Here is a 26,060-nt window from a genome sequence, read left to right as displayed (position 1 = left end):
AAATTGGGCTATGCCTTAAGTTTAGGCAATATTCTAAAAAGTCGATAGTAATCCTAGACCTAATGATTAACAGGGTGCAAAACCCTAGATCAACCACTTCCTCTGTAATTGACCCAAAAGCTTTACCAGCACAAATTATTTTTCAATAACGACGCTTTCCTTCTCTTTACCATGCGGTATCAACCATTTGCCAAACCATCCTGATAAGTCGTCCATCAAGGTATAAACCACGGGAATGACTACGAGGCTTAATAGGGTTGAGGTGACCAAACCACCCAGTACCGCGGCAGCCATCGGACGACGGAAGGTAGGATCGGCATCGCCCCAACCAAAGACCAATGGCAACATGCCAGCGCCCATCGCAATGGTGGTCATAATAATTGGCCGCGCACGCTTACGACAAGAATCGATAATGGCATCAAAACGCGCCAAACCTCGGCGCTGAGCAATCAATGCGTAATCGACTAATAAGATAGAGTTTTTGGTGGCGATGCCCATCAGCATGATAAAACCAATCATCGATGGCATCGACAGACTACTTTTGGTAATCACTAAGCCGACAAAAGCGCCACCGATAGACAGCGGCAGAGCCATCAAAATGGTAAATGGCTGCAATATCCGCCCAAATAATAAAATCAGCACGCCTAAGATACAGACCACACCGACCGACATCGCAATCACAAAGCCGCTAAATAGCTCAGCCATGTTTTCGGCTTGTCCTTGATCGATAATAGTAATAGAGGCCGGCAGCTGCTGCATACTGGGTATGGCCTTTACCGCTTGCACCAAGTCGCCAAGCTCGCCATTGGCAGGCTGCACGGTGATACTAATCGCCCGCTCACGATCGAGGCGGCTGATTTGCGCAGGTCCCGTACCAAAGTTTAATGACGCAACCTCACCTACCCGTACACCTTGTCCCGGTGGTAAGGCACTCGGCACATATAAGCCTTCTAATTGACTGACATTTTGTTTGGCAACATCTGGCAGGCGCACCACGATAGGAATCTGGCGTGTATCGAGATTGAGCTTAGATAATCGCTGCTCATAATCACCAACAGTCGCCACACGTAAGGTAGTGGCGATATCTTGCGTGGTCACGCCTTTATCGGCCATCGCCAGTCTGTCTGGTGTCACCGTCAGCTCTTGGCGCGGTAGACTGCGATCACTAGTGACAGCACCAGCACTAGGTAACGCGCGAATCTCTGTCATTATTTGCTGCGCAGTTTGCTCGAGCAAGCGCGGGTCGGTACTGGTCAAAGAAAAATTATAACCGGTCTCACCGCCACTCGATAAACCAACCGTAAAGCGTGCGCCCGGTACTTCTGAGAGCATGCTGCTTATTTGCCGTTCAATCTCTTGCTTAGAGGCACGCTCTGCGCGCGGAGCCAGTACAATATCTAAGCCTGCGATATTTTCAGCTTTGCCGCCTGAGCTGGCCTCCATTGCCGCTTGCGCTTCTCCTACCGAGGTAAAAATATGGCTCACTTCAGGCATGGCCAATATACGCTCACTGGCTAGAGCAGCCACACGTTCGGTATCTTCTAGCGCCACATCTGGGGTCAGCTCAATCTCAACCCGCGTCTGGTCAATATCATTATCAGGAATAAAGGACGTTGGTAGTAATTTTACCAAAGCAAGTGATGCTACAAACAAGAGTAATGTCGCCCCCATCGTCAGCCAGCGGTGATGCAGCGTCCATGAGACCACTTTTAGATACCAATCCATGAGCGCGCTTTGTTTTTCAACGTGCTTTTTTTCTGGGCGCAGTATATAAGCAGCCATCATCGGGGTGATTAGGCGCGCGACCATTAACGACGCAAATATCGATAAGGCGGCAGTCCAACCAAATTGCCGGAAAAACTGCCCGACAATCCCGCCCATAAAAGCTGTCGGTAAAAATACTGCAATTAGGGTAAATGTGGTCGCGACAACGGCTAAACCAATCTCATCAGCTGCTTCCATCGCCGCTTCATAAGGCGTCTTGCCCATGCGCAAATGGCGGATAATGTTTTCAACTTCTACAATCGCATCATCGACCAAGACCCCGATGACCAATGACAGCGCCAATAACGAGATAATATTAAGACTAAAGCCGAATAAGTACATACCTAGAAAAGTAGGAATGACGGACAACGGCAACGCCACAGCCGCCACAAAAGTCGCACGGATATTGCGTAAAAATAAGAACACCACGACGACAGCAAGTAATCCGCCTTCTATTAGCATGCGTAACGACGCTTGATAATCCTCGGCGATTGGCGTAGCACGATCATAGACTTTTTCAATATCGATATTGCCGACATCGGCTGACAGCTTGGCAAGCTCGGCGTCAACCAGCTCCATCACTTCAACCTCACTGGCACCGCGCGAACGGGTGATATTAAATGCCACCACTGTTTGCCCATCAAGCTTAGCAATCGATCTTGGGTCAGCAGCGCCATCGGTAATTTGCGCCACACGTCCAAGCGCTTGCGTACCACCTGTCGGTACCGCGACTTGTAAGTTGTTCAAATCACTGGCACGTTCAACCGCACCAAGTACCCGAATGGTCTGGGTGGTTTTGCCTACTTCCGCTTCACCGCCTGAGCTGTCTTGTTGAATACCGGTGATTTGTTCTGATAACTGGGCGATAGGATATTTCAAACCGCTCAACACAATCGGGTCGGCGGCCACGGTAATTTCACGCTGCAAACCACCGATACGGCTGACGGTACTGACCCCCGGTATATCAGATAAACGCTTAGTGACCGTATCATCGACGAACCAAGATAAGTCCTCGACGTTCATATTGTCAGAGGCAACCGAGTAAGTGACGACGGGAAATCCGGCCGTTGAGACTTTGGTAATGATGGGGTCATTAGCCGCGGCTGGCAAATCGCCACGTACTTCACCAACCGCCGAACGTACATCGTCAACCGCTTCTTGTATGTCTTTTTCTAGGACAAACTCGGTGACCATGGTCGCGGCACCCGTTTGTAGGGTAGTACGAATATGCTTAACGCCCTCAATACTGGTGAGCTTATTTTCTATCTTTTTGGCAATGTCGTTTTCGAGCTGCGATGGCGCGGCTCCCGGCAAGGTCACCGTCACTACCACCGCTGGCAGGTCAATATCAGGGAATTGCTGCACCTTCATTTGCATAAAACCGTAGATGCCGCCCAAGGTCAGCAGCACAAACAGCAAGATGGCAACCAAAGGATTTCTAATCGAGTAAGCGGAGACATTTAAACTCATGAGCGCGCCTGCGTGGCTGTGCCCGTACTTGCAGTGTTTGAAGCTTTACCAGTTTGGCTGCCTGATTTATCATTGGCGGTATTTAGGCCATCAACCACACGTACCAAGTCGCCGTCGTTTAAAAAGCTACCGCCCTGCTTTACCAGTCGGCTGTCTGCTGATAGTGGCTCCGTTAGTGCCACATTGTCACTAAAGCGCTCACCCAAAGTTACGCGTTGTTGCTTGATACGGCCAATGTTTTGACCGTCTTGACTTTTAACGTTGGTCACTAGCATCACGTAATCATAGCCGTCATTGCTGACGATAGCGCTATTGGGCACCGTTTGCGCATTGGTGCTACCCAATAAAAACTCGCCCGTTTGGTACATGCCCGCGCGTACTTTTGAGTTTGCAGCAAGGCTTGCATAAATGGTGATTTGGCGATTATCATCAGCCGTTGGCGCAATACGATTAACCTTACCCATAACTGAATCGCCGGCTGGTAAGCTGACGCGCACTGGCGTGCCAACACTGACTTCACCAAGAAGTTTAGGATCGATATCAGCACGCCACTCTAAAATACCGCCTTTAATAATGGTAAATAATGGCTCACCACCAGCAACCATACCGACTTCCGCCATTTTTTCACTGATGACACCGCTTACTGGTGCGACCACATTGGCATTTTTCACGCTCAAGCGCTGGGTGCTAAGACGGGCTTTAGAGGCTTGCAATGCCGCTTCTGCTTGTAGCTTTGAGGTACGATAGCGATCCGCTTCTTGCCTACTGATGGCATCAATCTCAATCAGCGGTAGGACGCGAGCGGCATCGGCAGTTGCATTGGCAAGCGTTGCTTCGGCTTCGGCAACATCGGCCTCCGCCTGCAAGACTTGCTGCTGCATGGCATCGGTATCAAATATCGCCAGGACTTGCCCCGCTTTGACCCGATCGCCTTCTTCAACCAACACCTGCTCGATAGCCACACCATTTACTTTAGGGCTGACATTGGCGACATCTTTGGCACTGATGGTGCCGTCAGCGCTTAAGGTATTGCCAATACTGTCTTGGCTTGGCATCACCGTTTCGACCGAAAGCACTGCCTGCTGATTGCTGCTCTCCTTTAGGTCAGCGTTTGCGCTTTGTGCCTTGTTAGCCGCTGGTGAATCAACACTCGCATCTTTATCGCCGCCCCAATACTTACCGACCAAAACCCCAATCACAAGGACTACGGCTAATACTGGCAATAACCACCAAGGATATTTCGATGATGATTTGGGCGCACGTGCATCCGCTTGGCGGTAAGGTGGTAGCTCTGGTTCAACTGGTCGCTGGTTGTCTTCAACATCGCTCATGATAACTCTCTGTCAATACAGGCAATTAGAAAGAGTATAAAGTTAGAAAAATTATAGCTAAAAAAGGGGCTATTTATGATTACAATAGTCCATAAATTTATTGAGGATAGCATATATTAAGTCATCATCTTATTTTTATATATCGTGTTTTAGCTTCGTAAGTCTGCTTCTGTTAATAATAGGATGGGCGTAAAACTGGCAAAGCGAAGCGAATAAAAATGATATAGTCAGAGCACTTTTAAACCGCTACGGTGTTACCCGCCCTAGATGTACTCAATGTACTATCTGCGGTCGGTCGCCTTGTAGCGATTCTAAAATTCCTTGACTATAACTAAGTAAAACGACTGCTTGATAAATTTGTCTAAATCAAACTTCTTTTTTAACTTTTAAAAAGCACAACGCACACCCCTAAGAATGTGCGCTATATTTATCAAGATGCTACTAACTTAATGTTTCTCTATGGTGTATTAAAAACGATAGCCAACGCCAAGATAGGTAATATACGGATCGATCTCAAGGTTGGTTTTCGCTCGAATCAACTCTTCACCACTATCGTTTTGAACGGTGATGGTCGTATCACTATCGAGTTTTGCATAGGATACAGAGCCAACGCCAAACCATTTGTCATTAAAGTCATAAGTCGCGCCAAGCGTCACGATAGGTGCAAAGGCGCTGTCTGCTTCAACATCTACGCTCATGCCCTGACCCGATTTTACATTTTCTAATGCAGCGCCCGCTTTCCCATCCTTAATATTTTGGATTTGATGACCAGCCATTTCTAAATCGTTACGAATACCGTCATTTAGCTCGATATCATTAAAATAAGCATACATCACCCCTGCGCCGACATAAGGGCGAAATTTATTGACCCCAGATTTGCCAAATTGGTATTGCACCCCAGCTGCTGGCAGCCACGCGCGAGCGCTTGAAGATACCCCGCCGCCTTGGGTTAAATCAGTAATGGGAATATTTTTGGAAATATCAAAATCGCCCAATAATCCGCCTGCAATACCGCTAGGACTGACTTTGCCCGAGAGCGGTGCATATACTTGCCCTTGCCCTAAAATATCGACTTTGGGCGGTATGCCGGCTTTGACCTCAATCGACCAATGATCATTCATATAATAGTTAAATAACAGACCAAACGTATCGACATCATCGGCCTCAAGACCCGTACCAGCACTGGTCCAACTCTCTAAGCCATTAATTTTGGTCGTACCAGAAACGTCACCTAATATCGTAACGTCGGACAAATCCGTTTCCGCTCCTAGACCCTTTAATGTGCCATCTATGAAGCCGAAACGGTCTTGATCTTTCACCAATACCTCTCGCACCGTTTTTACTTTTACACTGCCATTATCGGCAACCGTACCATCTTTGGCAGCGGTTGTAGTTTGCATTGGATTGGCTTTGCCTTGCGGAGAAGCGTGCAACCAACCAGCCGAAACAGAAAAGCGTTTGAAACTACCATCGGTTTTGAAATAATCAAACTCGGCAACAGCGGATTGGCTGAATAATAATGGTGCGGCGATAGCGCAAGCGAGGGTTAACGTCTTGTTCATGATACATCCTTGTAAAAAATTCAGGCCGTTAATTAAAAGCATGAATGGCACAGTAATGACGAAGCTAATCAGACAAAGCTGGCAAAATTAAGCCAATCAAACTCCTATCCTAACGTCCTGTTAGAATCGGTAAAGCAACTAGAAACTGGCTGTTTTTAGAGGTTTATTTTCACCAAAAAATACATCTTCAGCAGAATTCTAGTAAAGAGATAAAGCGTATAGTTACGCTTCACTGCCGTAAACTGCCATACCTCAATCGTCATATCAAGAAAGTTTAGAGAACAGCCGAGTCAATATTAGTTGATGAAAGTAAAAATAGAGTGTTTATTTTCACTAATAAATAGCTTATAAAACCCATAAGAAAAAGCCATTATTTTTAACAAAATAATGGCTTTTTTAGGAGGGTTGATGACAGAGAATTGGCTCAGTTACTGAGCAAGCGTTAATTATTAAGCATTGGTATAGCGACTGGCTTCTGGCATCCAGCGATGGATAAGTTGGCTGACGTCCGCTTTACGTGTTGGGTCAGAGATAAGATGTTTCGCTAGGCGCTGCGCAATGGCAAATAGTTGCTCATCGCGGATAAGGTCGGCCAAATAATAGCCGACGTTACCGGTTTGACGTTTGCCTAACAGCTCACCGGGGCCGCGTAGCTCTAGGTCTTTTTGCGCAATGACAAAACCGTCGGTGCTGTCACGCAGCACATTTAAGCGCTCCGTACCCGTCTCTGATAACGGCTTTTGATATAACAGTACGCAGAAACTTTTGGTCGAACCACGCCCAACCCGCCCGCGCAACTGATGTAGTTGCGATAAACCCAAACGTTCAGCATTCTCAATCACCATGAGTGAGGCATTAGGTACATCAACCCCAACTTCGATAACCGTTGTGGCAATCAATAAATCTAAGTTGCCCGCTTTAAACTCTTGCATAATGGCTTGCTTGTCAGCAGACTTCATTTTGCCATGAACCAAGCCAATGCGAATATCTAAGCGCTCATTTAAATCTTCATAAGTCGCTTCTGCTGCTTGCGCATCAAGCACGCTTGATTCTTCTACCAATGAGCAAACCCAATACGCCTGTCTACCCGCTTCACAATTCACCGCAATACGCTCAATCACTTCGTCGCGACGGTTGCGGTCAATCGTCACCGTGGTAATTGGCGTACGCCCCGGTGGCAGCTCATCAATGATAGAGGTCTCCATATCGCCATACACACTCATGGCGAGCGTACGCGGAATCGGGGTTGCCGTCATAATCAGCTGATGCGGGGTGCTATTGGCCACGCCCTTATTGGTCAAGGCCATTCGCTGCTCAACGCCAAAGCGGTGCTGTTCATCAATAATGACCAAGCCCAATTTGGCAAATTGCACCTGCTCTTGGAATAAGGCATGCGTACCAACCACCACTTGTACCGTATTTTCTGCCACTGCTGCTAACGCTTCACGGCGCTGCTTGGCGGTTTGCTTACCAGCCAGCCAGCCAACGCCGATACCCAATGGCTCAAACCAGTTTTTAAAATTGACCAAATGCTGCTCTGCTAAGATTTCTGTTGGTGCCATGACCGCAACCTGCCAGCCACTATCGAGTGCATAGCCCGCCGCGCCTGCAGCGACCAAGGTTTTGCCTGCGCCCACATCGCCTTGTACCAGTCGGAGCATCGGAATAGAAGTCGCCATATCAGCCGTGATGTCTTTCATGACGCGTTGCTGCGCGCCAGTTAAATCAAACGGCAATGCGGCAAATAACTGATCGGCAAGCGGGCTATTCATCGTACATTTGGGAGCTTTATGCTGATGCAATTGCTGACGGCGATATAACAGACTAAGTTGATGCGCGGTTAATTCTTCAATGATTAAACGCTGACAGGCAGCATGAGTGCGGGCGCTTAGTTGCGTCAGCAGCTGATATTGTCGTCCTGCATCGGTATAAGTCGGTGGCGTATGCAGCAATACCAAGGCTTCAAATATCGTTAGGTTATAAACGTTTTGATTAGCCGTGTCATTAACTGCAGTTGTGTTGCCAATATTGTTTATTGAATTGTCAGGCACACGGTGCGCAAGGGTTGAGAATATATCGTCTGGAAAATCATCGTCTGCCATTGCCAATTTAGCAGGCTCAAAAGGCGCTAACGGCAAATCAGCAACCACAGCAAAGTCAGCAGGCGTGAACAAGGTCATGGGTAGACCTTGGGTGCGAACCGTTTGTAAGGCAAGTTTAATCAAGGTGCGCAGCTTATTTTGATGTAAGCCTTTAACACTTGGATAAATCGGCTGTAAGCCTGTATTGACGATGGCTTCATTACTACTGATCACTTGATATTCAGGATGATGTATCTGCTTACCGTAACGACTGACCTTTACTTCACCAAATAATTGCAGCTGCGTGCCAAGGCTCATCGTTTGCGCAAGGCCGCGATACACCTTAAAGAAACGCAGCGATAGGGTACCAGTCTCATCATCGACCACCACCGTCATGCCACTGCGCTTGGTATCGACATGCACCACCCGTCCTGTAATCAAGGCAGCTTGTCCATGCGCCACATCGGCTATCGATACCAGTCGGCTACGATCTTCATAATCACGCGGTAGATGCAGCAGCAAATCAAAAATGCGCTTAATACCTAACTGGGACAATTGCTCCGCCACTTTTGGCCCCACACCCGCCAGCGCCGTCACCGGCATATCAAGCGCCGAAACGGGCATCTCAGACCTGATAGCGTCTGCTGAGTTCAAGGTAGGAGTGCGGCTAACCGATGTGGGCATCAATAATCCTAGTGATGGTTATGATTTAACGTATATTTGGTCTTATAAAAGCTATAATCATCAACCTCTATAAAATATTTAATCATGATGATTATAACTGACAAGCGACTTGCCTATGCTAAGCTATTTAACGATATGGCGTCTAGCTGATTTCTCAGTAAGCGACTGATGAATGGCTTATCGTATACCTCTTTATTGCTCTATGGTGATTTTCGCGTATGTTTTTATCTACTCATTATAATGTCTATCGTCATTTAGCACGCTTGCTGCGATTTAGTATGCTTGGCATATTGGGCGTGTTTATTAGTGCTTGCCAAAGTTTGCCGCCAGTTATTGAAACCGTCGCACCTTTAAACAAGCAGCCAAAGGTCGCCTTAGTCTTAGGCGGCGGCGGTGCCAAGGGCTTTGCCCATATTGGCGTGATTAAAGCCTTAGAAGAAAACGGTATCACGCCAACGCTAGTGGTCGGTACCAGTATTGGCAGTCTGATTGGCAGCTTATATGCCAGTGGTTATAACGCCAAACAGCTTGAACAAATGGCGTTAAATACTTCTGATAGCGAATTGACAGACTTCACCTTATCAAACCAAGGCTTTATCGAAGGCATTAAGCTTAAAAACTTTATTAATGCAAAAGTTGGCGGACGCGCTATAGAAAATTTTCCAATATCTTTTGCCGCGGTGGCTGCCGAAAAACACACGCTAAAAAAGGCCGTTTTTAGCAGCGGCGATGCCGGACTTGCGGTGCAAGCATCGTGCAGCGTACCCAATATTTTTATCGCACCGCGTATCCCTGAAAAGGTAGGTAAAAAATATGTCGATGGTGGCGTGGTCAGCTTAGTACCGGTCGACACCGCCCGTGATTTGGGTGCCGATATTATCATCGCCGTTGATGTGACGGCGGCGAATGCTAATAGTTCCGCTAATAATAAGATACCGACTATCAATTCATTAAGCAGTTTTTGGGGCTTTCTTGAGAGCAGTTTTGTCGCAAATGCCACCGCATCTGTCACTGATTCCAGTCAATCAAATACCAAGCGTTCAACAGCAATGCGCCGTGAACGTGAGCGCGCTGATATTATCATTATCCCCGATATCGGTCATATTAGCTCGCTAGATACCAGTCAACGACGCGCGCTAATGACGGCTGGCATGCAAGCCACTACCCCGCAGATTGCCGCCATTAAGCAGCTTATGAAAGACAAATCCCTGAAAGAAAAAGGTCTTGTAGAAAAGCTGCCAAGTAAATATGCCACGCTTTAATTTCAAAAGTACATTCAGCTCGTAAAAGCCATTTTACCAAATCTGAGTTAGTAAGTTGTTTATAAAAAAAGCACCACAGCATAAACTATGGTGCTTTTTTAATGCAGCAAATTTAAAGAATTGACTTATTTAACGCGTGCACGATATTTAACCACGACGGTATCATTCAAACCCACGCCTTCTAAATCCCAACGTACCGCTTTATAGTATTTTAACGGGATTTCTTGCAATTGATTATCAACCTTACCGCGTAATGGCATACGGGCAAAGGTGTTGCCGTCAGCACTACCATAAGGGAAGTCAGGAGAAACGGCACGTAGCAATTCTACTTGCTCAGGAATACTCATAGTGACGGTCATTTTACGTACGCGATCAGCATTGGTATTGGTAAAGTAGCCTTGATATTCTAAGACATTCCCTGACTGCAGGCGCGTATTGGCATTGACTGGCACCAGCACTTCTTGACCATTTGCATCAACACTAATCAATGAGGCGGTAATTTTGCTATTGACCGCTTGCGCCGTTGAGGTGCTGGCTGGATTGGCATTTGACTGGATTGCCACTGAATTATCAACGGCTTGCTCTGGCGTTGGCAACATTGCTGAAGCCTGCGTCACTGCCATCACGCCAACGAGCGTACCAGCGACAACATGAAATAAGCGGTGGCCGCTCCACGCACTGAATGGGTTTGCAAAATGGTTACTTTTCTTCATGACATTCATTATCCCTAGTTAATGTATCGGTAAAACAGTATAGCGGTAAAACAATTTGTTGATAAAGCGTCGGTCAACAACATGGTTATTTTTATCAATTATCTGCGTAAGCTGGTGCTAAAGCAATAGGGCTTAGCATAACAAAAAGCGTTTGGCGGTACACCAATCCCGTGTTGAGGTTGTGTATATCATCTATTTGCTACCAAGATTCATGACAGTGGCTAAAATAAAAGATAGCTCATAACGGTGTTTTTTGCTATGGTAATTCATTAGCGACACGCTTTTGCTGTCATGCTCTTTTTCTTATTCTAACAACTATTGCACCCATTATGACTACTAGCGCCATGCCACAAATTAATCCTGAATACGTACACTGGTTCCGCAACTCTGCCCCTTACATTAACACCCATCGCGGTAAGACTTTCGTGATTATGTTTGGCGGTGAGGCGGTCAATCATCCCAATTTTAGTACCTTGATTCACGACTTTGCTTTATTGCACAGCTTGGGTATCAAACTGGTACTGGTACACGGCGCGCGACCGCAAATCGAAAAAAACTTGAAAGACGCCCAGATTACCTCCCCCTTGCATAAAGATATTCGCGTGACCCCACGCGTTGCTATGCCCGCTATCTTACAAGCGGTTGGTGCGATTCGTTTGCAAATCGAAGCCCAACTATCGATGGGCTTAGCAAACTCACCCATGTATGGCTCGCGCATTGACGCGGTTTCGGGTAACTTTGTCACCGCGCGTCCTTACGGGATTCGTGACGGCGTTGATTATCAGATGACTGGTGAGGTGCGCTCAATCGATGTCGAAGCCATTAAAAACAACCTGTTACATGACCATATTGTGATTTTAGGGTCGATGGGTTATTCAGCGACTGGTGAGGTTTTCAATTTATTGGCGGAAGATGTGGCGCTTAGTGCGGCTGTGGCGCTCGGTGCTGATAAGCTGATATTCTTAGGCGAAGAAGCCGGCATCAATCATGACGACCGTTTATTACGTGAGATGATTCCAAATGAAGTCGACCGCTTTTTACGCGATCGTGATTTGAATTGCGAGATTAATTACTTCTTAAGCTGCGCCAGTAATGCCTGCCGTCAAGGCGTACATCGTACCCATATCATCTCTTATGCCAAAAATGGCGCGTTACTCGAAGAGCTGTTTACCCGTGATGGTTCTGGCACCTTGATTAGCCATGACCCGTACGAAGAAATTCGCCGTGCTGATATCGACGATGTGGTTGGACTGCTTGAACTACTAACCCCGCTAGAACAACAAGGTATCTTGGTCAGCCGCTCGCGCGAGCGCTTAGAACAAGAAATTGACCACTATAGCGTCATTGAGCGTGATGGTATGATTTTGGGTTGTGCCGCGCTTTATCCACTGGATGCAGATTCAGCCGAAGTCGCTTGTGTGGCGGTTCATCCTGAATATCGTAGTGGCAACCGCGGTGCTGACCTGCTGGCGTTTTTGGAGCAACAAGCGCGCAGCCATGGTTTGCATAAATTGTTCGTCCTGACCACCCGCACCGCGCATTGGTTTGTCGAGCAAGATTTTGCGGAAGTTGATGCTGCTGCTCTACCGGAGGCGCGCCGTGAAAAATATAATAACGGTCGCAATTCTAAAGTCTTCCAAAAAACTCTTTAATTTAAAAACACTATAAGTAATTAGCGATTAATCATCGACTGGCCGAATTAGCGTACAGCAAAAAGCCCTCATACACTATGAGGGCTTTTTTATTGTTTTTAACCGCTTTAAACTGAAGGGGTAAAAAAACTCATAACGCCTTATTTTACTTTTAATAGCTCAACGGTAAAGATAAGCGTGCTGTTAGGCTCGATACCAGCATTACCTGCTTCGCCATAAGCGATATCAGATGGAATATAAAATTCGTATTTGCCACCCTCTTTCATCAACTGTAGGCCTTCTGTCCAGCCAGCGATGACTTGGTTTAATGGAAACTCAATCGGCTCACCGCGCTCATAAGAGCTGTCAAATACCGTACCATCAATCAATTTACCTTCGTAGTTGACTTCGACCACGTCAGTCGCTTTTGGTGATTTGCCAGTACCAGCGGTCAATACTTTATATTGCAAACCAGAAGCGGTGGTTTTCACGCCTTCTTTTTTACCATTTTCTGCTAAGAATGCCGCACCTTTGGTTTTGTTATCTTCAGCTTTGCCTTCCATCTCTTTAACGAACTTTTCTTCTTGTTCTTTTTGATAAGTCATCAACACTTCTTGCATTTGCTCTTGGGTCAATGCTGAGTCTTTACCTTCATAGCCATCGCGGAAGCCTTTTTCAAAGGTATCAAGGTTCAGATCGCCGACCGCTTCTTTATTACCTTCTGCCATCATATAACCCAAGCTGTAACCCACTTTTTCATTGGCTGGGCTTTTTTCAGTCACTGAAACGCTTTTGCTGGCGCTTTCTTTATTGCCATTACTAGCATTACAGCCGGTAACTAATAACATCGCACTAGCAAGGGCACTAATGCTTAAGGTAGTAATTTTTTTCATAGAATACTCTCAAATTGTAAGGATAGTGGCGAGATGTCACATTCTTCTATCATAGCAAATCTTAGTTTTAGGAGCTACGATTCCCTTGAAATTATCGGTCAAATGTACAGTCTGTGTTAATATCTGCCGCCAAATTAACAACTTATCACACAACTATAGTAAGCCGTTAAGCTTTCTGTCTTTAAATACCTCATTACATCAGCTAAGCTAAATTGGTTAAGGTAAGAAGTAACAGAACGTAGATTTTGTTAACAATCTGCACAGAATGTTGGCTAGAGTCTTATAAAAAACACTTCTTGAATAATATCAATTAAAAATATTAATAATTAGGTATGGGTTCGTTACCAATAATCAGGCTTATATTGTAGAGCAAAGATTATTTGATAAGGAATGCATGATCATTAAAGGAGGACAGGATGAATCCAATGTATACATCGTTCAACGGTTATCTGGGTGGCCCTATTGGTTCCATCATCGGCGCTATTTTAATTTTTATCATTGGTTGGCTTGTGGCACTGGGTATCGCTGCCCTTGTACGTGGTGTGTTGTCAAAAGTAAATCTTAACCAACGCATGAATTCTTCAACCGGTAAAAGCTACGATTTAGAAGGCATTATCTCAAAAATCGTCTTTTGGTTTATTTTCATCATTGCGATTTCAGGCGCGTTAAGTCAGCTGAATCTAAATTCTATCTCAGCGCCATTCGCTAATATGGTCAATCAAGTCTTGACCTTTATTCCAAACCTTATCGCCGCGATTGCTGTTGGTGTGATTGGTTGGGTCATTGCGACCGTTGCGCGTACTGCCATTAACGCAGCATTAGCAAAAACCTCGATGGATGAGCGTTTAAGTGCCAAGGCAGGCGTAAAACCAATGAGCAGCACCATTGCTGATATGGTTTACTGGTTCATCCTTTTGGTTGTATTGACCATGGTACTTGGTCAGTTAGAGCTTGATGGTTTATTTGCGCCATTGACCAATATGGTTGATAAAATCTTTAGCTTTATTCCTAATATTCTTATTGCTGGTGTGGTCTTTGTGGTGGGTTATATCATCGCCAAAGTCGTACGCGGCATTGTCACCAACTTAGTTTCTACTTTCGATGTACAGAAGCTTGCATCAAAAGCAGGTCTAAGCGAACAAAACAGCTTGCCTAATATCGCAGGTTCATTAGCGTTTTTAGTGGTTATCATCCCAACGATTATTGCTGCTTTAAATGCGCTAAAAATCGATGTGATTGCGCGCCCTGCAACTAACATGCTGAACAAAATCATGGAAGCGTTGCCAAATATCTTTATGGCAGCAGCGATTTTAATCGTGACCTTCTATGTGGTACGTATGGTCGCTAACATCATCAAAGGTTTGATCGAAAATACTCAAATCAATCAGTTGCCTGCGAAAGTTGGTCTGCAAGAAACCATGGGTGACAAGAAGGTTTCTGATCTTGTCAGTTATGCGATTATCTTCTTTGCCATGCTATTTGCTGCTATCGCTGCCGCTGATCTATTAGGTTTCGAACCTATCTCAGCCATCATCGCTATGTTTATTGCTTTTGGTGCCAATATTATTTTAGGCGCAATCATTCTGTTCATTGGTTTTTGGCTTGCCAACATCATCGCTGGTGTCGTTGAGCGCTCTGAACAAGGTTCACAGTTCTTAGCAAACATTGTACGTGTCTTAATCATGGGCCTAGTATTGGCGATGGGTCTAAAAGCGATGGGTATCGCTGATTCTATCGTTAACTTAGCATTCGGTCTAACTTTAGGTGCGGTTGCGGTTGCATTTGCCCTATCATTTGGTCTTGGCGGTCAAGAAGCAGCTGCTCGCTTCCTCCGTAAAATGCAAGATAAGATGGACAGAGAACGTGACGAAGCAAAAGCGAAATCTGCTCTAACACCAAACTCATCTACGCAAGATAAAGTTGCCGCGTCAGTGCGTGAGAATACGCCAACGGCTAAGCCTGCGACAACGTCAACTCCTGATATTCATACCGATATCGTTGATACAACACGGGTGAATACGGACACGATCAATACTTCTGACATCAACAATACTGCCAACACTAACGTAAACAACAACGTTAATGACGGTAGTATCACTGATGATGATATTGCTAACAATAACATCTTGCCTGGTAGCGGTTTATACGACGATACCAATAATAAATAAGCAGTAATTATATTTTAAAGACAAAAAAGACAGCCTAGGCTGTCTTTTTTTATACGCGTTTATAAATATTTCTAACGAGGTATAGTGAGTGATAAGCAATATCGATACATCACGCACTGCTGATATCAATTTTTCTTGCTTGCTGTGCCTACGCAGACAGAGGCTACAAAAAATTGATATCAGCAATACCTTAGCGTTTTTAGGATATTTTGACTATAGCTAGAACAAAGCGGATTTTATGTTTGGTTCTGCTCCCACTATCGGTTTAGATTTTGCTGTTGCAGCTGCTGTATTTGTTTGGTCAGCTGGCGCTCGCGTTGGCTCATGGCAGCAACTGGTTGTATCCATAAATCGATATCAATGAAGGTGTCATTTGCCTCCTTAACGAAATCTATACCCAATACAATCACGTGATGCAGCTCCGCTATCGGTAAGCGCGTGGCCGCATCCAAAGCGATTTTCGCAAGATTTGGTTGAATAGCCTGTTTACTATGTTGCCCTTTGGCATCTTGTCCATAAAATATCAGCACATAGTGCCGACCTAAAGACTCATAGGAATGTTGATGGACGACATAACCTTGTTCTCGTAATGGTTGTTGTTGTTTGGGATGGCGATACAAGGTACGAATCAGCTCATGCCGTGAAAATAAAGACTCATCGAGTATTTGCTGCTGCCAATATGCAAGATTTATTGCCGAGAAATCTTGCTTATTCTTTTTTTGCCCATTATCGCTATACCGCTTTAACATTTGGCTAATCATTTGCGACCATAACATAGCCGCTTGCGCCATATGCTGCTGATACATTTGGCTGGTGGTACTCTGACTTTTTTGCGCTAGCGCCATCGCAATCAAGGCGGAATTTGGTTTATCTTGCATCTTATATTTAATCAGCGCGTTGTCTATAGCGATAGCTTGCGCAAATACGGCAGGGTCATTTAGGAAATCAGCAATCATCCCCTCTTCAGACTTAAGACTATCTATACGGCTATTATCAGTATGTTGCCACTGCTCTAAACGGTATTGTAAAAATCGCCATAGCTCGCATGGCGTATGCAGCGTCCTTAATATCAATTGCCAATCATGCCAGACAAACACCTGTAATGGCGGTTCGCTTGCATTGATTTCTGAACTTAAATCGTCTATAAACCCATTGCCAGTAAGGTTATTTTTTACACGTTTACTTGTGTTCTGATAAATGTTTCTAAATTGAATATCAAAAACCACAACATAGGTCGTCGCATCTATCTTATCTTTGTACCTAGTTAAATAGCCGTTGCGCCATGCCGAAATCGATTCAATAGCCGTTTTACGTACGTTTTCAATATATCCTGCACCTATATCCTCAGGTAAATAAATGCTTAGATTTAATAGCAGCAATTGCCCTGGGGGCAATTGATAGTCATATTTTTGCGCCTTATATTGGCCGTTATAACTAATAACAAGCGCTTGAACAGTAGGCAATTCAATCTCTAATACTTCAGATTGCCGGTAACAGGCTAACTCATCGCCAAGATAGCCTTTATCAGATATCACCGTAGTCAAATTGGACACAGCCGCAACCTTTTCTTATTAAATAAATATAGCAATTTATACCTTGTCATAACTTTTAGCGATAAATTGAACAACATAAACGCCATTATACTTAGTCGTATTCATCGCAGTGAGTTGTTATGATGACATAAAAGCTAGCAGCTTTGCACTGCGTTTACTGGGCTATAAATTGCCATCGCATTTGGCTTGCTTAATATTTTCATTTATATAATAACACTCGTATGATAACAAGGACTGAACATCATGAAACGCTTTAAAGAAAAAACCGTCATCGTCACAGGCGCAGGTTCAGGTATCGGCCGCGCAACCGCCATTCGTTTTGCTCAAGAAGGCGCTAACGTGGTGTTAGTCGGACGCACCGCTGCCACCCTAGAGGAAACGGCAAAAGCGTTCCCACAAGATCGCACTTGGATTCATACTGATAATTTTTTGACCGTCGTCTGTGATATCAGTGTAGAGGCTCAAGTACAAGAAATGATGAAAAGAGTCGTCGATAAATTTGGCAAAATTGATGTCTTGGTGAACAATGCCGGCAAAGCCATGCAAGGGAAAATCACTGAGCTGTCTTCTGCAGATTGGAAATTGGCGATTGATGTCAATTTAAATGGCACTTTTTATGTCTGTCAGGCTGCCATGCCGCATTTGATTGCGAGTAAAGGCAATATTATCAATGTCTCGTCGCTGTCTGGCGTCGGTGGCGACTGGAATATGGCGGCTTATAATGCGGCCAAAGCCGGTATCAGCAACCTAACGCGTACTCTCGCGCTAGACCACGGCGCCGATGGCGTGCGCGTCAACGCTGTCAATCCAAGCGTGACAGCAACCGAGATGACCCCTGCTATTCAAGACAACGACAGCAAAACTGATAAGTTTTTGGACCGCTGCCCACTTAAGCGTATGGCGAAACCAGAAGATATTGCCGCTACCATTACTTTTTTAGCCAGTGACGACGCCGCTATGATTACCGGTGTTAATTTGCCCGTTGATGGCGGAGTCAGTGCCTCTAATGGACAACCGCATTTTTAGTAGCCAATCACCGACCAGAACCACTTAATAGCAAACTTAAATGTTTAACATTAAAAAGCCTCTGATAGCTCAAGTATCAGAGGCTTTTTGATTGCAATCGTTATTAAAAATCATAAAAGCGTTACTCAGCTAAATGATTGATATCCTGTAGTGGCTGCGATAATCGCTCAGGATATCGCGGTACAACGCCGCGATACTGCGCATATATTTTTGGCAAATCGACGTCGATATTACCGGTCGGATAGACGGGCGACATAAAGCGTATTTCTTTGGTTTTATAGTCCATCACTACGGGTAAAATCGGCACGCCTGCACCTAATGCCAAATAATAAAAGCCAGTCTTCCAGTCTTTAGTATATTGGCGCGTACCTTCTGGCGCTAAGCCTAAAAATAGCGGTTTGCCAGTCTTAAATTTATCGATACTCGCCTGCAGTACTGAGCCTTTATTACCACGGTCAATAGGGATGACGCCAATCCACTTTAACAGCTGTGCAAATAACGGCACTTTAAATAGCGTATGTTTGCCCATGATGCTAATTTTTAAATCTAGAGCAAATAAGCTTGGTATGGCATAAATACCATCAACGTTGGAGGTATGCGGCAGCGCCAAAACCACCGCCTGCGGGATATTTGGAATCTCGCCAACGGTACGCCAACCTGCTGCTTTTAATAATGCCGAGCCAATCTTTGGCGCAAACTTATTACCACGTTTTGGTACTAAATCACCTAACTGCTTTTTGCTCAAACTTGGTAGTACTTTTGAGCGCGTAGGATTAGAAGCAGCCGCTTTAGAACGCTTAAAAAATTTTGATGTCATGACGGCACCAGATAGTAAAAGATACCTCTATAATACCATTAAGCGTCTGCTACTAGATTGAATTTTATAGATTTTTATTATCTGACAGCTTAGTTTTTTATCTACTTATATAAAGTAATATCGATACATCACGCACTGCTGATATCAGATAACTGCTAAATTACCTTTATGCTCAAGCCATGACTTACGATCAGACGCGCGTTTTTTGGCGAGTAGCATATCCATGACACTATTGGTTAATATCATATCGTCCATATCTAACTGTACCAAACGGCGGGTATCGCGGTTCATGGTGGTCTCGCGTAGCTGTTCGGCACTCATTTCACCTAACCCTTTAAAGCGCGTAATTTGGGCTTTTTTATTGCCTGGTACATTGGCCAATATGTGCTCAAGCTCAGATTCGTCTAACGCATAATGTACTTCTTTACCAACATCAACGCGGTACAGCGGCGGCATCGCGACAAATAAATGACCGGCATCGACTAAAGCGGGAAAGTGCTTAACAAACAAGGCACAGATAAGCGTGGCAATATGGAGACCATCAGAGTCAGCATCAGCCAATATACATATTTTGTCATAGCGCAGCTCAGATAAATCATCTGACGCCGGATCAACCCCAATTGCAATGGCAATATCATGAATCTCTTGGCTTGATAATACCGTATCTGACGACACTTCCCACGTATTTAAAATCTTACCGCGCAATGGCAATATCGCTTGATAGTGACGGTCGCGTGCTTGCTTGGCACTACCACCTGCCGAATCCCCTTCAACCAAAAATAGCTCAGCGCCATCCCGTAAATCACCGCGACAGTCCGCTAATTTACCAGGTAATGCTGGCCCTTGAGTGATTTTTTTACGCGCCACTTTTTTGGCTGATTTTAGGCGGCGACCCGCTTTATTAATCGCCAATTCTGCAATCTGTGTGCCCATTTCGGCATGCTGATTGAGCCACAAGCTAAAAGCATCTTTTGCTAGTGTTTGCACCGCGCCTGCCGCTTCACGACTAGAAAGCCGCTCTTTGGTTTGACCAGAAAACTGCGGTTCAGAAAACTTGAGCGACAAGATATAATTGACGCCGTCCCAGACATCTTCGGCCGTTAATTTAACATTACGAGGCAGTAAATTATGAATATCGCAAAACTCACGTAATGCCTCTAAAATACCGGTACGTAAGCCATTAACATGCGTACCGCCCTGCGCGGTTGGGATAAGATTGACATAGCTTTCTTGAATCGGCGTGCCACCATCCGGCAACCAAGACAAGGCAAAGGTGATAGCAGCGCGCTCGCCAGCTTTGGCTTCATGATTATAATAAAATGGTGCTTCTGGTAAGGTTTCTAAACCATCTAGCTGCTCGTTTAAATACTCAACCACCCCGTCGGTAAATTGCCAAACCACTTTTTCATTGTTGATATCATCGACAAACTCAATCGTCAGACCAGCGGCTAATACCGCTTTGGCTTTCAGATTGTGTTTTAGCTGTTTAACGTTAAACTTTGGCGTATCAAAAAAACTACCATCGGCCCAAAACTTAACTCTAGTGCCACGCTTACGTTTATTGGGGCTCACTGTTTCGGTTAAAGAGGTGACCGCTGCACCATTCTCAAACGCCATCTCGAACTGCGTACTATCGCGCCAAACCGTTACTTCAACTCGCGTTGAGAGTGCGTTGACGACAGAGATACCCACACCATGCAGACCGCCCGACACCTCATAATTGGAGGTCGAAAACTTACCACCCGCATGCAAACGGGTCAAAATCAGCTCAATACCTGATTGACCAAATTCAGGGTGGATATCGGTTGGCATACCGCGACCATCATCTTCGACCGATAGCGAGCCGTCACTATGCAACTGCACCTTGATGGTCTTTGCATAGCCCGCCAACGCTTCGTCGACTGAGTTATCAATGACCTCTTGGGCTAAATGATTGGGTCGCGTGGTGTCAGTGTACATTCCAGGGCGACGACGGACAGGCTCCAGCCCTTCTAAAACTTCTAACGATTGCGCATTATATTGACTCACAAATGCATCCTTAATTATTCATGTGCGATTAATTCTATTAACCCATTATAACGAAAAACAGTGGCCTTAAGGTCAATACTCATTTGCTTACGTCAGATAATGTCGTTTAGTTAAATCCGTGTGAGACTCTGCAGCATCTCAATCACCGTAGGTAATTGCTCAATAAAATCACTAAAGCGATGATCGCCGCCCGTTTGCATCGTTACGCTTGCTCCTTGCGTTTGATAAAACTGTTTAGACATTTCAGGATTAAGCAGCTCATCTCCTTCCTTAATGAGGACAGCAATTTTATTAGGATAATTAACGGTTGATAGTTGGTGCGCTGCAAACCATTGCAAATCTGTTTGAGTAATATCCCAACCGCCCGCTGTCGAATGAATAACCTGCTTACCCAAATCCTCGTCTTTAACATTGTTTTTTAGCGCAAAATCTTTGGCAAACCGCTGCAAAGTAATATGGGGCTGGATGCTGGGATTTAATAATAGCGCTGGGCAACCGGTATGATTGCTAACCACCGTAGAAAAATAACCGCCTAAGGAGCTACCGACCAGTACGGTAGGAAAAAATTTATTTGGCTTATCTTGCGCCTTTTTATTTTGACCGTCTAAACGTTCAATTAACGAGAGTATTTGCTTAAAAACTTGCTCAGGGGTCTTGTTCAAATCTGGTCGTAATACCTTGATATCGGGATGATACTTTTGGCAATAATCCTCCAATAATTTGCCTTTTGTAGAGTTGGCATCACTGTCTAAGCCATGGATATAAATAATATTCACGTAGAATCTCACTGATTGGTTTTGTTATGATTGCTATATAGGGCGGTGCAAAACTTAGCATAGCACTGACGCCACAAAAACAGTAACGATAAAATGGCACAGTATTATTCGCTATTTGCGCCATAATAGTATTTACGGTGAGACGAGACAAGCAATCGGGCAAGTTAAAGGAATAACGTAATAGCGATGGAGCCGCCATGAATCAGCAGTTTGAACTGTTCGAGATTGCCAATCCATGCATTGGTGTTTGCCAAAGCAATAAAAAAGGCTACTGCTTTGGCTGCCTGCGTAGCCGTCCTGAGCGCCAGCTATGGCATGAGATGACTACCGAACAGCGCCGCGAAGTACTAAGGCTTATAGCAGGGCGTCGGCAACGTATCGAGCAGCTGCGACAGCGTAAAGACGAGCAACTGGGCTTTGACTTTGACGAGGAAATAGAGACAGGAAGATTGTTTTAGTGAAGGTTAAGTTAATATTTATTTAATAATATCGTATCTTAGTTTAAAATATTTACACATTACCTGTTGTAATTTATTTGTTTATCATTATATATAATTAAATGAATATTGATAAATCAAGTAGTTTTAAGGATAAGGTAATGAATCATACTGTCACGCCTGATATGAAAGACACAGTGAAAAACTCGCGCCAAATTGAACATCTTTACGCTGGCGTCGATACCCAAGATGGTGCTGGGGTTAAGCTGACACGGGTACTGACCCAGCAGCTACAAGAGCGTCTTGACCCGTATTTGATGTTAGACAACTTTAAAAGCGATAATCCAGACGACTATGTCGCCGGTTTCCCGAATCATCCGCATCGTGGTTTTGAAACCATTACCTATATGATTACTGGCCGTATGCGCCACCGCGACAGCACCGGTAACGAAGGGCTATTACAAAATGGCGGCGTCCAATGGATGACGGCGGCGAGCGGTGTGATTCATTCAGAATTGCCTGAACAAGAAAACGGCGCAATGGAAGGTTTTCAGCTTTGGCTTAACCTACCTGCTAAAGATAAAATGAATGACCCTTGGTATAAAGATTTCCAAAGTGACGATTTGCCAAAATATAGCACGGAAGATGGCGTAGACGTCACGGTAATTGCGGGTCAATCGCATGGTATTGAAGGCGCGGTCACACGCGACATCACTGAGCCGACTTATTTGGATATCCATCTACCAGCAGGAACGAGTTTTAGTCAGGCGATTCCGGCTGACCATAATGCTTTTGCTTTTGTCTATCGCGGTACCATAGAGATTGCAAGCGAAACGGTGCCAACTAAGACTATGGCTATCCTTGAGAATGATGAAAGTGCAGATGGCGTTACCATTACAGCCGATAGTAGTGAGGATACCAAAGTGATTTTAATCACTGGTCGCCCACTAGGCGAACCGATTGTGCAATATGGTCCTTTTGTCATGAACAGTCAGCAAGAAATCATGCAAGCGGTTGCTGATTTCCAAAGCGGTAAGTTTGGTGAAGGTGCTTAAAGTTTAGCTATTAGCTAAGCATTAGCGCTGTTTATTTAAATACTCTCTTGAATGTTAAAGCCCGTATTAGTTCGCTAATACGGGCTTTTTAATCATAAGAAAAGCAAATCTACTGCTTTAACCAGCTATCTAGTCGCACGGAGTAACAGCCCACATCACCTAGAATCACTCATTGGCAGATTTAAGCCACATCACTTTGGCGTTCACGGCGATAGTGGCGCAATTGATGTTCTAAGCGCCGACCCTCACTAAAAGCGGATACCCGCTTTAAATAGCCAATGATACGCGTGGCATGATCGACATCGTTTGAGCCACAAGCCTCACAGTGATAAAGGGTGCGCTTATCAATATGCTGACACTCATTGCAAATGGTGATACGCACGTTAATACAAAAGTATTGGCACCCTGTGGTTGCGGCAATATCTAATAATTTACGATACTGCTGCTTATCGAGAGTTTCATCCAAATTCAAATGTAAGGCCGAGCCACCATCGAGCCACTGCGTGAGCTCACGCCCATGCAGCATAAACTTATCCAAGGTATTGGTTGTTTCATCCTCTACCAGATACAAATAAGAGTTATAGCACTCTCGCTGCACCTCATAGCCATCTCGTTTGTCCCATTTGGCATTTTTAACGCCTAAGTTTTCCGCTGGTACAAACTCAGTATTAAACTTCAAACCATACTGAATACTGGCTTTTCGATTTTCATCATAAATGGTTTTTAGGATGTCGTTAACGAAAGTATGATATTGCTGATTATTACCGACTACTATGCCTTGACTCTCCGCAGCTTCTGCCATCCCGTTGATACCGAGCGTCAAAAACTGCTTATCTAGTTGAATAAACCCTGCATCATAAACAGGTAACATACCAGATGCTTGATATTGTTCCATCAGCTTACGATAACTGACCTGATACTTATGAATTTTTTGTACCTCTGCAGCCAAATCTTGTCCATTTTGAATCATACGATTTAGATTAAGGGTAATGACATTGATTGAGCCGGTAGCCACGCCACCTGCGCCCAAAGTATAAGAGAAACTGTGATCAGTGATTTCATTGCGCAGACGACAACAAGAGGCTAAAGAATCCGGATTATCACTTTGATAAATAAAGAAGCTGTTTTTTTCTGCCAACTCGGTCGCTAGCATATCGGCATATTCTTCATCTTTACATTTACCGTTTTCGGTTAGCATGGCGCAGGTAACGACTGGGAAAGTTAAGATTGCACGTTTACGCTCTTCATTAAACCAGGTTAAAAAATATGTTTGTAATTGTTTAATCGTTTCCCAGCACGGTCTTTCACCATCAGGAAACACAAAGTTGGCAAACATGGCATCAAAATAATGTTCGTCGTATAAAGAGATATTCCAAAACGCGCTTTGATAACCACGCGCAGCAGCAGGTTGATTAATGGAATAAACCACTTGCTGGAAACAGTTTTCAATCAATGATTTATGAGTGGTTAAATAATCACTACCATGGTCTTTACGAGCGAAGTAATCGAAATAGGCAAGAAACTCAACCGTCGCCACTGCGCCCGCAAACTGTGAGCTAATGGCAAATATCAAGTTAATGAAAGAGCCACAAAACGACGCTAAGTGCTGCGGCGGACCTGCCTCACCTCCCAACTTCTTTAGGCCATCGAGCAAAAATGGATATAACGATACTGAGACGCAGTAAGGTTTTAGGCTGGTTTCGTCATGTACATAAATTTCATGAGCTTCAATTTGGCGCAAATACTCATCTGCCAAATGACTATCAAAACATGCGCGAATCTGCTGTTGTACTTGACTGCGATTAACCTGAATAAAATAATCTTTCATAATTTCGCTTTCTAAAGTGGCGATATTCTTGACCGTCACGTTGGCATTGGCGTCTACATAAGAGCCATCTGCCGCATTATTCGCTTGCATATAATCTTTGATAAAAAACAATTTATCGCCCAACTGCTCTGAATTCAACTTACTCATAATTCCTCCAAAACAAATGATTTAATACTTCACTGTTAGTACAATCGATAAACCTTTGATTAGTGGTTGGAGTGTCTAAACCTCCAAGCTCCATAATCCATGGTCCTGTTTTTAGATAAGTTAGCTCTGCTTGCAAACTGGACGGTATGGCATCCAAGCCTGTGTACAGTGCCGTTTTCAATCCGGAGTGTCGAACCTGCTTGAGCGCAGACAACAAGGCGGACGGTTGCCATTCACCACCCATAAACAGCACACAGCTGACGAGACCCTTATAGCTTTCCAATAACCCTGCTAAAAAGTCATCAGTTAAAGGCGTACCTTTCTCTTTTTTCCACGTGTCAGCACGACTACAACCTCGGCACATCAAAGGGCAGCCAGCAACGGTCAACGCTAAGCTAACCTCTGTTGGTACTTCTTGAAAAACAATGTCATATTCAACAATATTCAACATCACTACTCCTTAAACCAAATCGTGGAGACCTATATATAGTATATACACCTTACGAATAACACAATATGTGGGATATTTAATTTAAATACTGCTCAGTAACCATATCTAAATCAATCATTTAGCTATAAGAAATACACTAAAAATCTACTATTTAAGCGATTAATTAGAAGAAAATTGAGAAATTATTTGGAATAAAATAATTTTTAAAGATAGGTTTGAAATCTATAGATGTGAAAAACAGAGGGAGTAAGGAGTATTTTTAAATAAAGAAAAACCCTTTCATAACGGTATATGAAAGGGCTAGAAAGAATTGATTACAACTTCAGATAAGTAAAGTAAGCATTGATTAGAGTAGGCAAGCGATATTTTTTTATATAAACCTC

18 protein-coding genes are annotated in these 26,060 nt (G+C 44.4%); 6 read left to right on the top strand and 12 right to left on the bottom strand.

Annotated features, from left to right (window positions below):
• Positions 1-135 precede the first annotated feature (135 nt).
• The 4 genes from CXF58_RS10180 to recG form a co-directional block, all read right to left on the bottom strand.
• On the bottom strand, positions 136-3,234 hold the full coding sequence (locus CXF58_RS10180; protein WP_102077435.1) for an efflux RND transporter permease subunit: 3,099 nt from the start codon (positions 3,232-3,234) through the stop codon (positions 136-138).
• Complete coding sequence (locus CXF58_RS10175; protein WP_102077434.1) at positions 3,231-4,565, bottom strand: efflux RND transporter periplasmic adaptor subunit; 1,335 nt, start codon at positions 4,563-4,565, stop codon at positions 3,231-3,233. Before CXF58_RS10175 ends, CXF58_RS10180 begins: the two co-directional genes overlap by 4 nt.
• A 467-nt stretch (positions 4,566-5,032) precedes the next feature.
• Positions 5,033-6,127: an OmpW/AlkL family protein gene (locus CXF58_RS10170; protein WP_102077433.1), complete on the bottom strand. Its 1,095-nt coding sequence runs from the start codon at positions 6,125-6,127 to the stop codon at positions 5,033-5,035.
• A gap of 449 nt (positions 6,128-6,576) precedes the next feature.
• Positions 6,577-8,892 carry an ATP-dependent DNA helicase RecG gene (gene recG, locus CXF58_RS10165; RefSeq protein WP_102077432.1) on the bottom strand — a complete coding sequence of 772 codons (2,316 nt, stop codon included), beginning with the start codon at positions 8,890-8,892 and terminating at the stop codon, positions 6,577-6,579.
• 218 nt (positions 8,893-9,110) lie between these two features.
• Here recG and CXF58_RS10160 point away from each other — a divergent pair, with 218 nt between their 5' ends.
• On the top strand, positions 9,111-10,154 hold the full coding sequence (locus CXF58_RS10160; RefSeq protein ID WP_102077431.1) for a patatin-like phospholipase family protein: 1,044 nt from the start codon (positions 9,111-9,113) through the stop codon (positions 10,152-10,154).
• Positions 10,155-10,279: 125 nt separating this feature from the next.
• On the opposite strand, the gene CXF58_RS10155 is transcribed toward CXF58_RS10160, so the two are convergent.
• The gene (locus tag CXF58_RS10155; protein ID WP_068406123.1) at positions 10,280-10,867 is read right to left on the bottom strand and encodes a hypothetical protein; all 588 of its coding nucleotides are present in this window, start codon (positions 10,865-10,867) and stop codon (positions 10,280-10,282) included.
• A gap of 329 nt (positions 10,868-11,196) precedes the next feature.
• Here CXF58_RS10155 and argA point away from each other — a divergent pair, with 329 nt between their 5' ends.
• Positions 11,197-12,519: an amino-acid N-acetyltransferase gene (argA, locus tag CXF58_RS10150; RefSeq protein ID WP_068406126.1), complete on the top strand. Its 1,323-nt coding sequence runs from the start codon at positions 11,197-11,199 to the stop codon at positions 12,517-12,519.
• A gap of 140 nt (positions 12,520-12,659) precedes the next feature.
• Here argA and CXF58_RS10145 read toward each other — a convergent pair whose 3' ends face one another.
• Positions 12,660-13,391 carry a BamJ family beta-barrel-assembly machinery protein gene (locus CXF58_RS10145; protein ID WP_102077430.1) on the bottom strand — a complete coding sequence of 244 codons (732 nt, stop codon included), beginning with the start codon at positions 13,389-13,391 and terminating at the stop codon, positions 12,660-12,662.
• Between the two features lie 416 nt (positions 13,392-13,807).
• Here CXF58_RS10145 and CXF58_RS10140 point away from each other — a divergent pair, with 416 nt between their 5' ends.
• On the top strand, positions 13,808-15,559 hold the full coding sequence (locus CXF58_RS10140) for a mechanosensitive ion channel (RefSeq protein ID WP_068406132.1): 1,752 nt from the start codon (positions 13,808-13,810) through the stop codon (positions 15,557-15,559).
• 257 nt (positions 15,560-15,816) lie between these two features.
• Here the strand turns inward: CXF58_RS10140 and CXF58_RS10135 are convergent, their stop codons facing one another.
• The gene (locus CXF58_RS10135) at positions 15,817-17,112 is read right to left on the bottom strand and encodes a hypothetical protein (RefSeq protein ID WP_102077429.1); all 1,296 of its coding nucleotides are present in this window, start codon (positions 17,110-17,112) and stop codon (positions 15,817-15,819) included.
• A gap of 243 nt (positions 17,113-17,355) precedes the next feature.
• Here CXF58_RS10135 and CXF58_RS10130 point away from each other — a divergent pair, with 243 nt between their 5' ends.
• Positions 17,356-18,138: a meso-2,3-butanediol dehydrogenase gene (locus CXF58_RS10130; RefSeq protein ID WP_102077428.1), complete on the top strand. Its 783-nt coding sequence runs from the start codon at positions 17,356-17,358 to the stop codon at positions 18,136-18,138.
• Positions 18,139-18,259: 121 nt separating this feature from the next.
• On the opposite strand, the gene CXF58_RS10125 is transcribed toward CXF58_RS10130, so the two are convergent.
• From CXF58_RS10125 to CXF58_RS10115, 3 genes are all read right to left on the bottom strand, one after another.
• Positions 18,260-18,955 (bottom strand): lysophospholipid acyltransferase family protein, encoded by a 696-nt coding sequence (locus CXF58_RS10125; protein WP_102077427.1) that lies wholly within the window; start codon positions 18,953-18,955, stop codon positions 18,260-18,262.
• A gap of 144 nt (positions 18,956-19,099) precedes the next feature.
• On the bottom strand, positions 19,100-20,983 hold the full coding sequence (parE, locus tag CXF58_RS10120; RefSeq protein ID WP_102077426.1) for a DNA topoisomerase IV subunit B: 1,884 nt from the start codon (positions 20,981-20,983) through the stop codon (positions 19,100-19,102).
• A gap of 110 nt (positions 20,984-21,093) precedes the next feature.
• Positions 21,094-21,759 carry a YqiA/YcfP family alpha/beta fold hydrolase gene (locus CXF58_RS10115; RefSeq protein ID WP_102077425.1) on the bottom strand — a complete coding sequence of 222 codons (666 nt, stop codon included), beginning with the start codon at positions 21,757-21,759 and terminating at the stop codon, positions 21,094-21,096.
• Between the two features lie 197 nt (positions 21,760-21,956).
• On the opposite strand from CXF58_RS10115, the gene CXF58_RS10110 reads away from it, so the two are divergent.
• Together CXF58_RS10110 and CXF58_RS10105 are read left to right on the top strand one after the other, a co-directional pair.
• Positions 21,957-22,217, top strand: a complete 261-nt coding sequence (locus CXF58_RS10110; RefSeq protein WP_102077424.1) for a DUF1289 domain-containing protein — start codon at positions 21,957-21,959, stop codon at positions 22,215-22,217.
• A 140-nt stretch (positions 22,218-22,357) separates the two neighbouring features.
• Positions 22,358-23,251, top strand: a complete 894-nt coding sequence (locus CXF58_RS10105; RefSeq protein WP_180952572.1) for a pirin family protein — start codon at positions 22,358-22,360, stop codon at positions 23,249-23,251.
• A gap of 181 nt (positions 23,252-23,432) precedes the next feature.
• Here CXF58_RS10105 and nrdD read toward each other — a convergent pair whose 3' ends face one another.
• Positions 23,433-25,226 (bottom strand): anaerobic ribonucleoside-triphosphate reductase, encoded by a 1,794-nt coding sequence (nrdD, locus tag CXF58_RS10100; RefSeq protein WP_102077423.1) that lies wholly within the window; start codon positions 25,224-25,226, stop codon positions 23,433-23,435.
• The gene (nrdG, locus tag CXF58_RS10095; protein ID WP_102077422.1) at positions 25,219-25,677 is read right to left on the bottom strand and encodes an anaerobic ribonucleoside-triphosphate reductase activating protein; all 459 of its coding nucleotides are present in this window, start codon (positions 25,675-25,677) and stop codon (positions 25,219-25,221) included. The genes nrdD and nrdG overlap by 8 nt, the downstream gene beginning before the upstream one ends.
• Positions 25,678-26,060 lie beyond the last annotated feature (383 nt).

Source organism: Psychrobacter sp. Sarcosine-02u-2 (assembly GCF_002836335.1).
Classification (GTDB): domain Bacteria; phylum Pseudomonadota; class Gammaproteobacteria; order Pseudomonadales; family Moraxellaceae; genus Psychrobacter; species Psychrobacter faecalis.
The sequence above is the reverse complement of the archived record's forward strand: the minus strand, read 5'-3'. Positions and strand labels throughout refer to the sequence as shown.

Bases quoted from the DNA above. Each gene is read 5' to 3' on its own strand.
- CXF58_RS10180 (WP_102077435.1), bottom strand. From the start codon at position 3,234: ATGAGTTTAAATGTCTCCGCTTACTCGATTAGAAATCCTTTGGTTGCC.
- CXF58_RS10175 (WP_102077434.1), bottom strand. From the start codon at position 4,565: ATGAGCGATGTTGAAGACAACCAGCGACCAGTTGAACCAGAGCTACCA.
- CXF58_RS10170 (WP_102077433.1), bottom strand. From the start codon at position 6,127: ATGAACAAGACGTTAACCCTCGCTTGCGCTATCGCCGCACCATTATTA.
- recG (WP_102077432.1), bottom strand. From the start codon at position 8,892: ATGCCCACATCGGTTAGCCGCACTCCTACCTTGAACTCAGCAGACGCT.
- CXF58_RS10160 (WP_102077431.1), top strand. From the start codon at position 9,111: ATGTTTTTATCTACTCATTATAATGTCTATCGTCATTTAGCACGCTTG.
- CXF58_RS10155 (WP_068406123.1), bottom strand. From the start codon at position 10,867: ATGAAGAAAAGTAACCATTTTGCAAACCCATTCAGTGCGTGGAGCGGC.
- argA (WP_068406126.1), top strand. From the start codon at position 11,197: ATGACTACTAGCGCCATGCCACAAATTAATCCTGAATACGTACACTGG.
- CXF58_RS10145 (WP_102077430.1), bottom strand. From the start codon at position 13,391: ATGAAAAAAATTACTACCTTAAGCATTAGTGCCCTTGCTAGTGCGATG.
- CXF58_RS10140 (WP_068406132.1), top strand. From the start codon at position 13,808: ATGAATCCAATGTATACATCGTTCAACGGTTATCTGGGTGGCCCTATT.
- CXF58_RS10130 (WP_102077428.1), top strand. From the start codon at position 17,356: ATGAAACGCTTTAAAGAAAAAACCGTCATCGTCACAGGCGCAGGTTCA.
- CXF58_RS10125 (WP_102077427.1), bottom strand. From the start codon at position 18,955: ATGACATCAAAATTTTTTAAGCGTTCTAAAGCGGCTGCTTCTAATCCT.
- CXF58_RS10110 (WP_102077424.1), top strand. From the start codon at position 21,957: ATGAATCAGCAGTTTGAACTGTTCGAGATTGCCAATCCATGCATTGGT.
- CXF58_RS10105 (WP_180952572.1), top strand. From the start codon at position 22,358: ATGAATCATACTGTCACGCCTGATATGAAAGACACAGTGAAAAACTCG.
- nrdD (WP_102077423.1), bottom strand. From the start codon at position 25,226: ATGAGTAAGTTGAATTCAGAGCAGTTGGGCGATAAATTGTTTTTTATC.
- nrdG (WP_102077422.1), bottom strand. From the start codon at position 25,677: ATGTTGAATATTGTTGAATATGACATTGTTTTTCAAGAAGTACCAACA.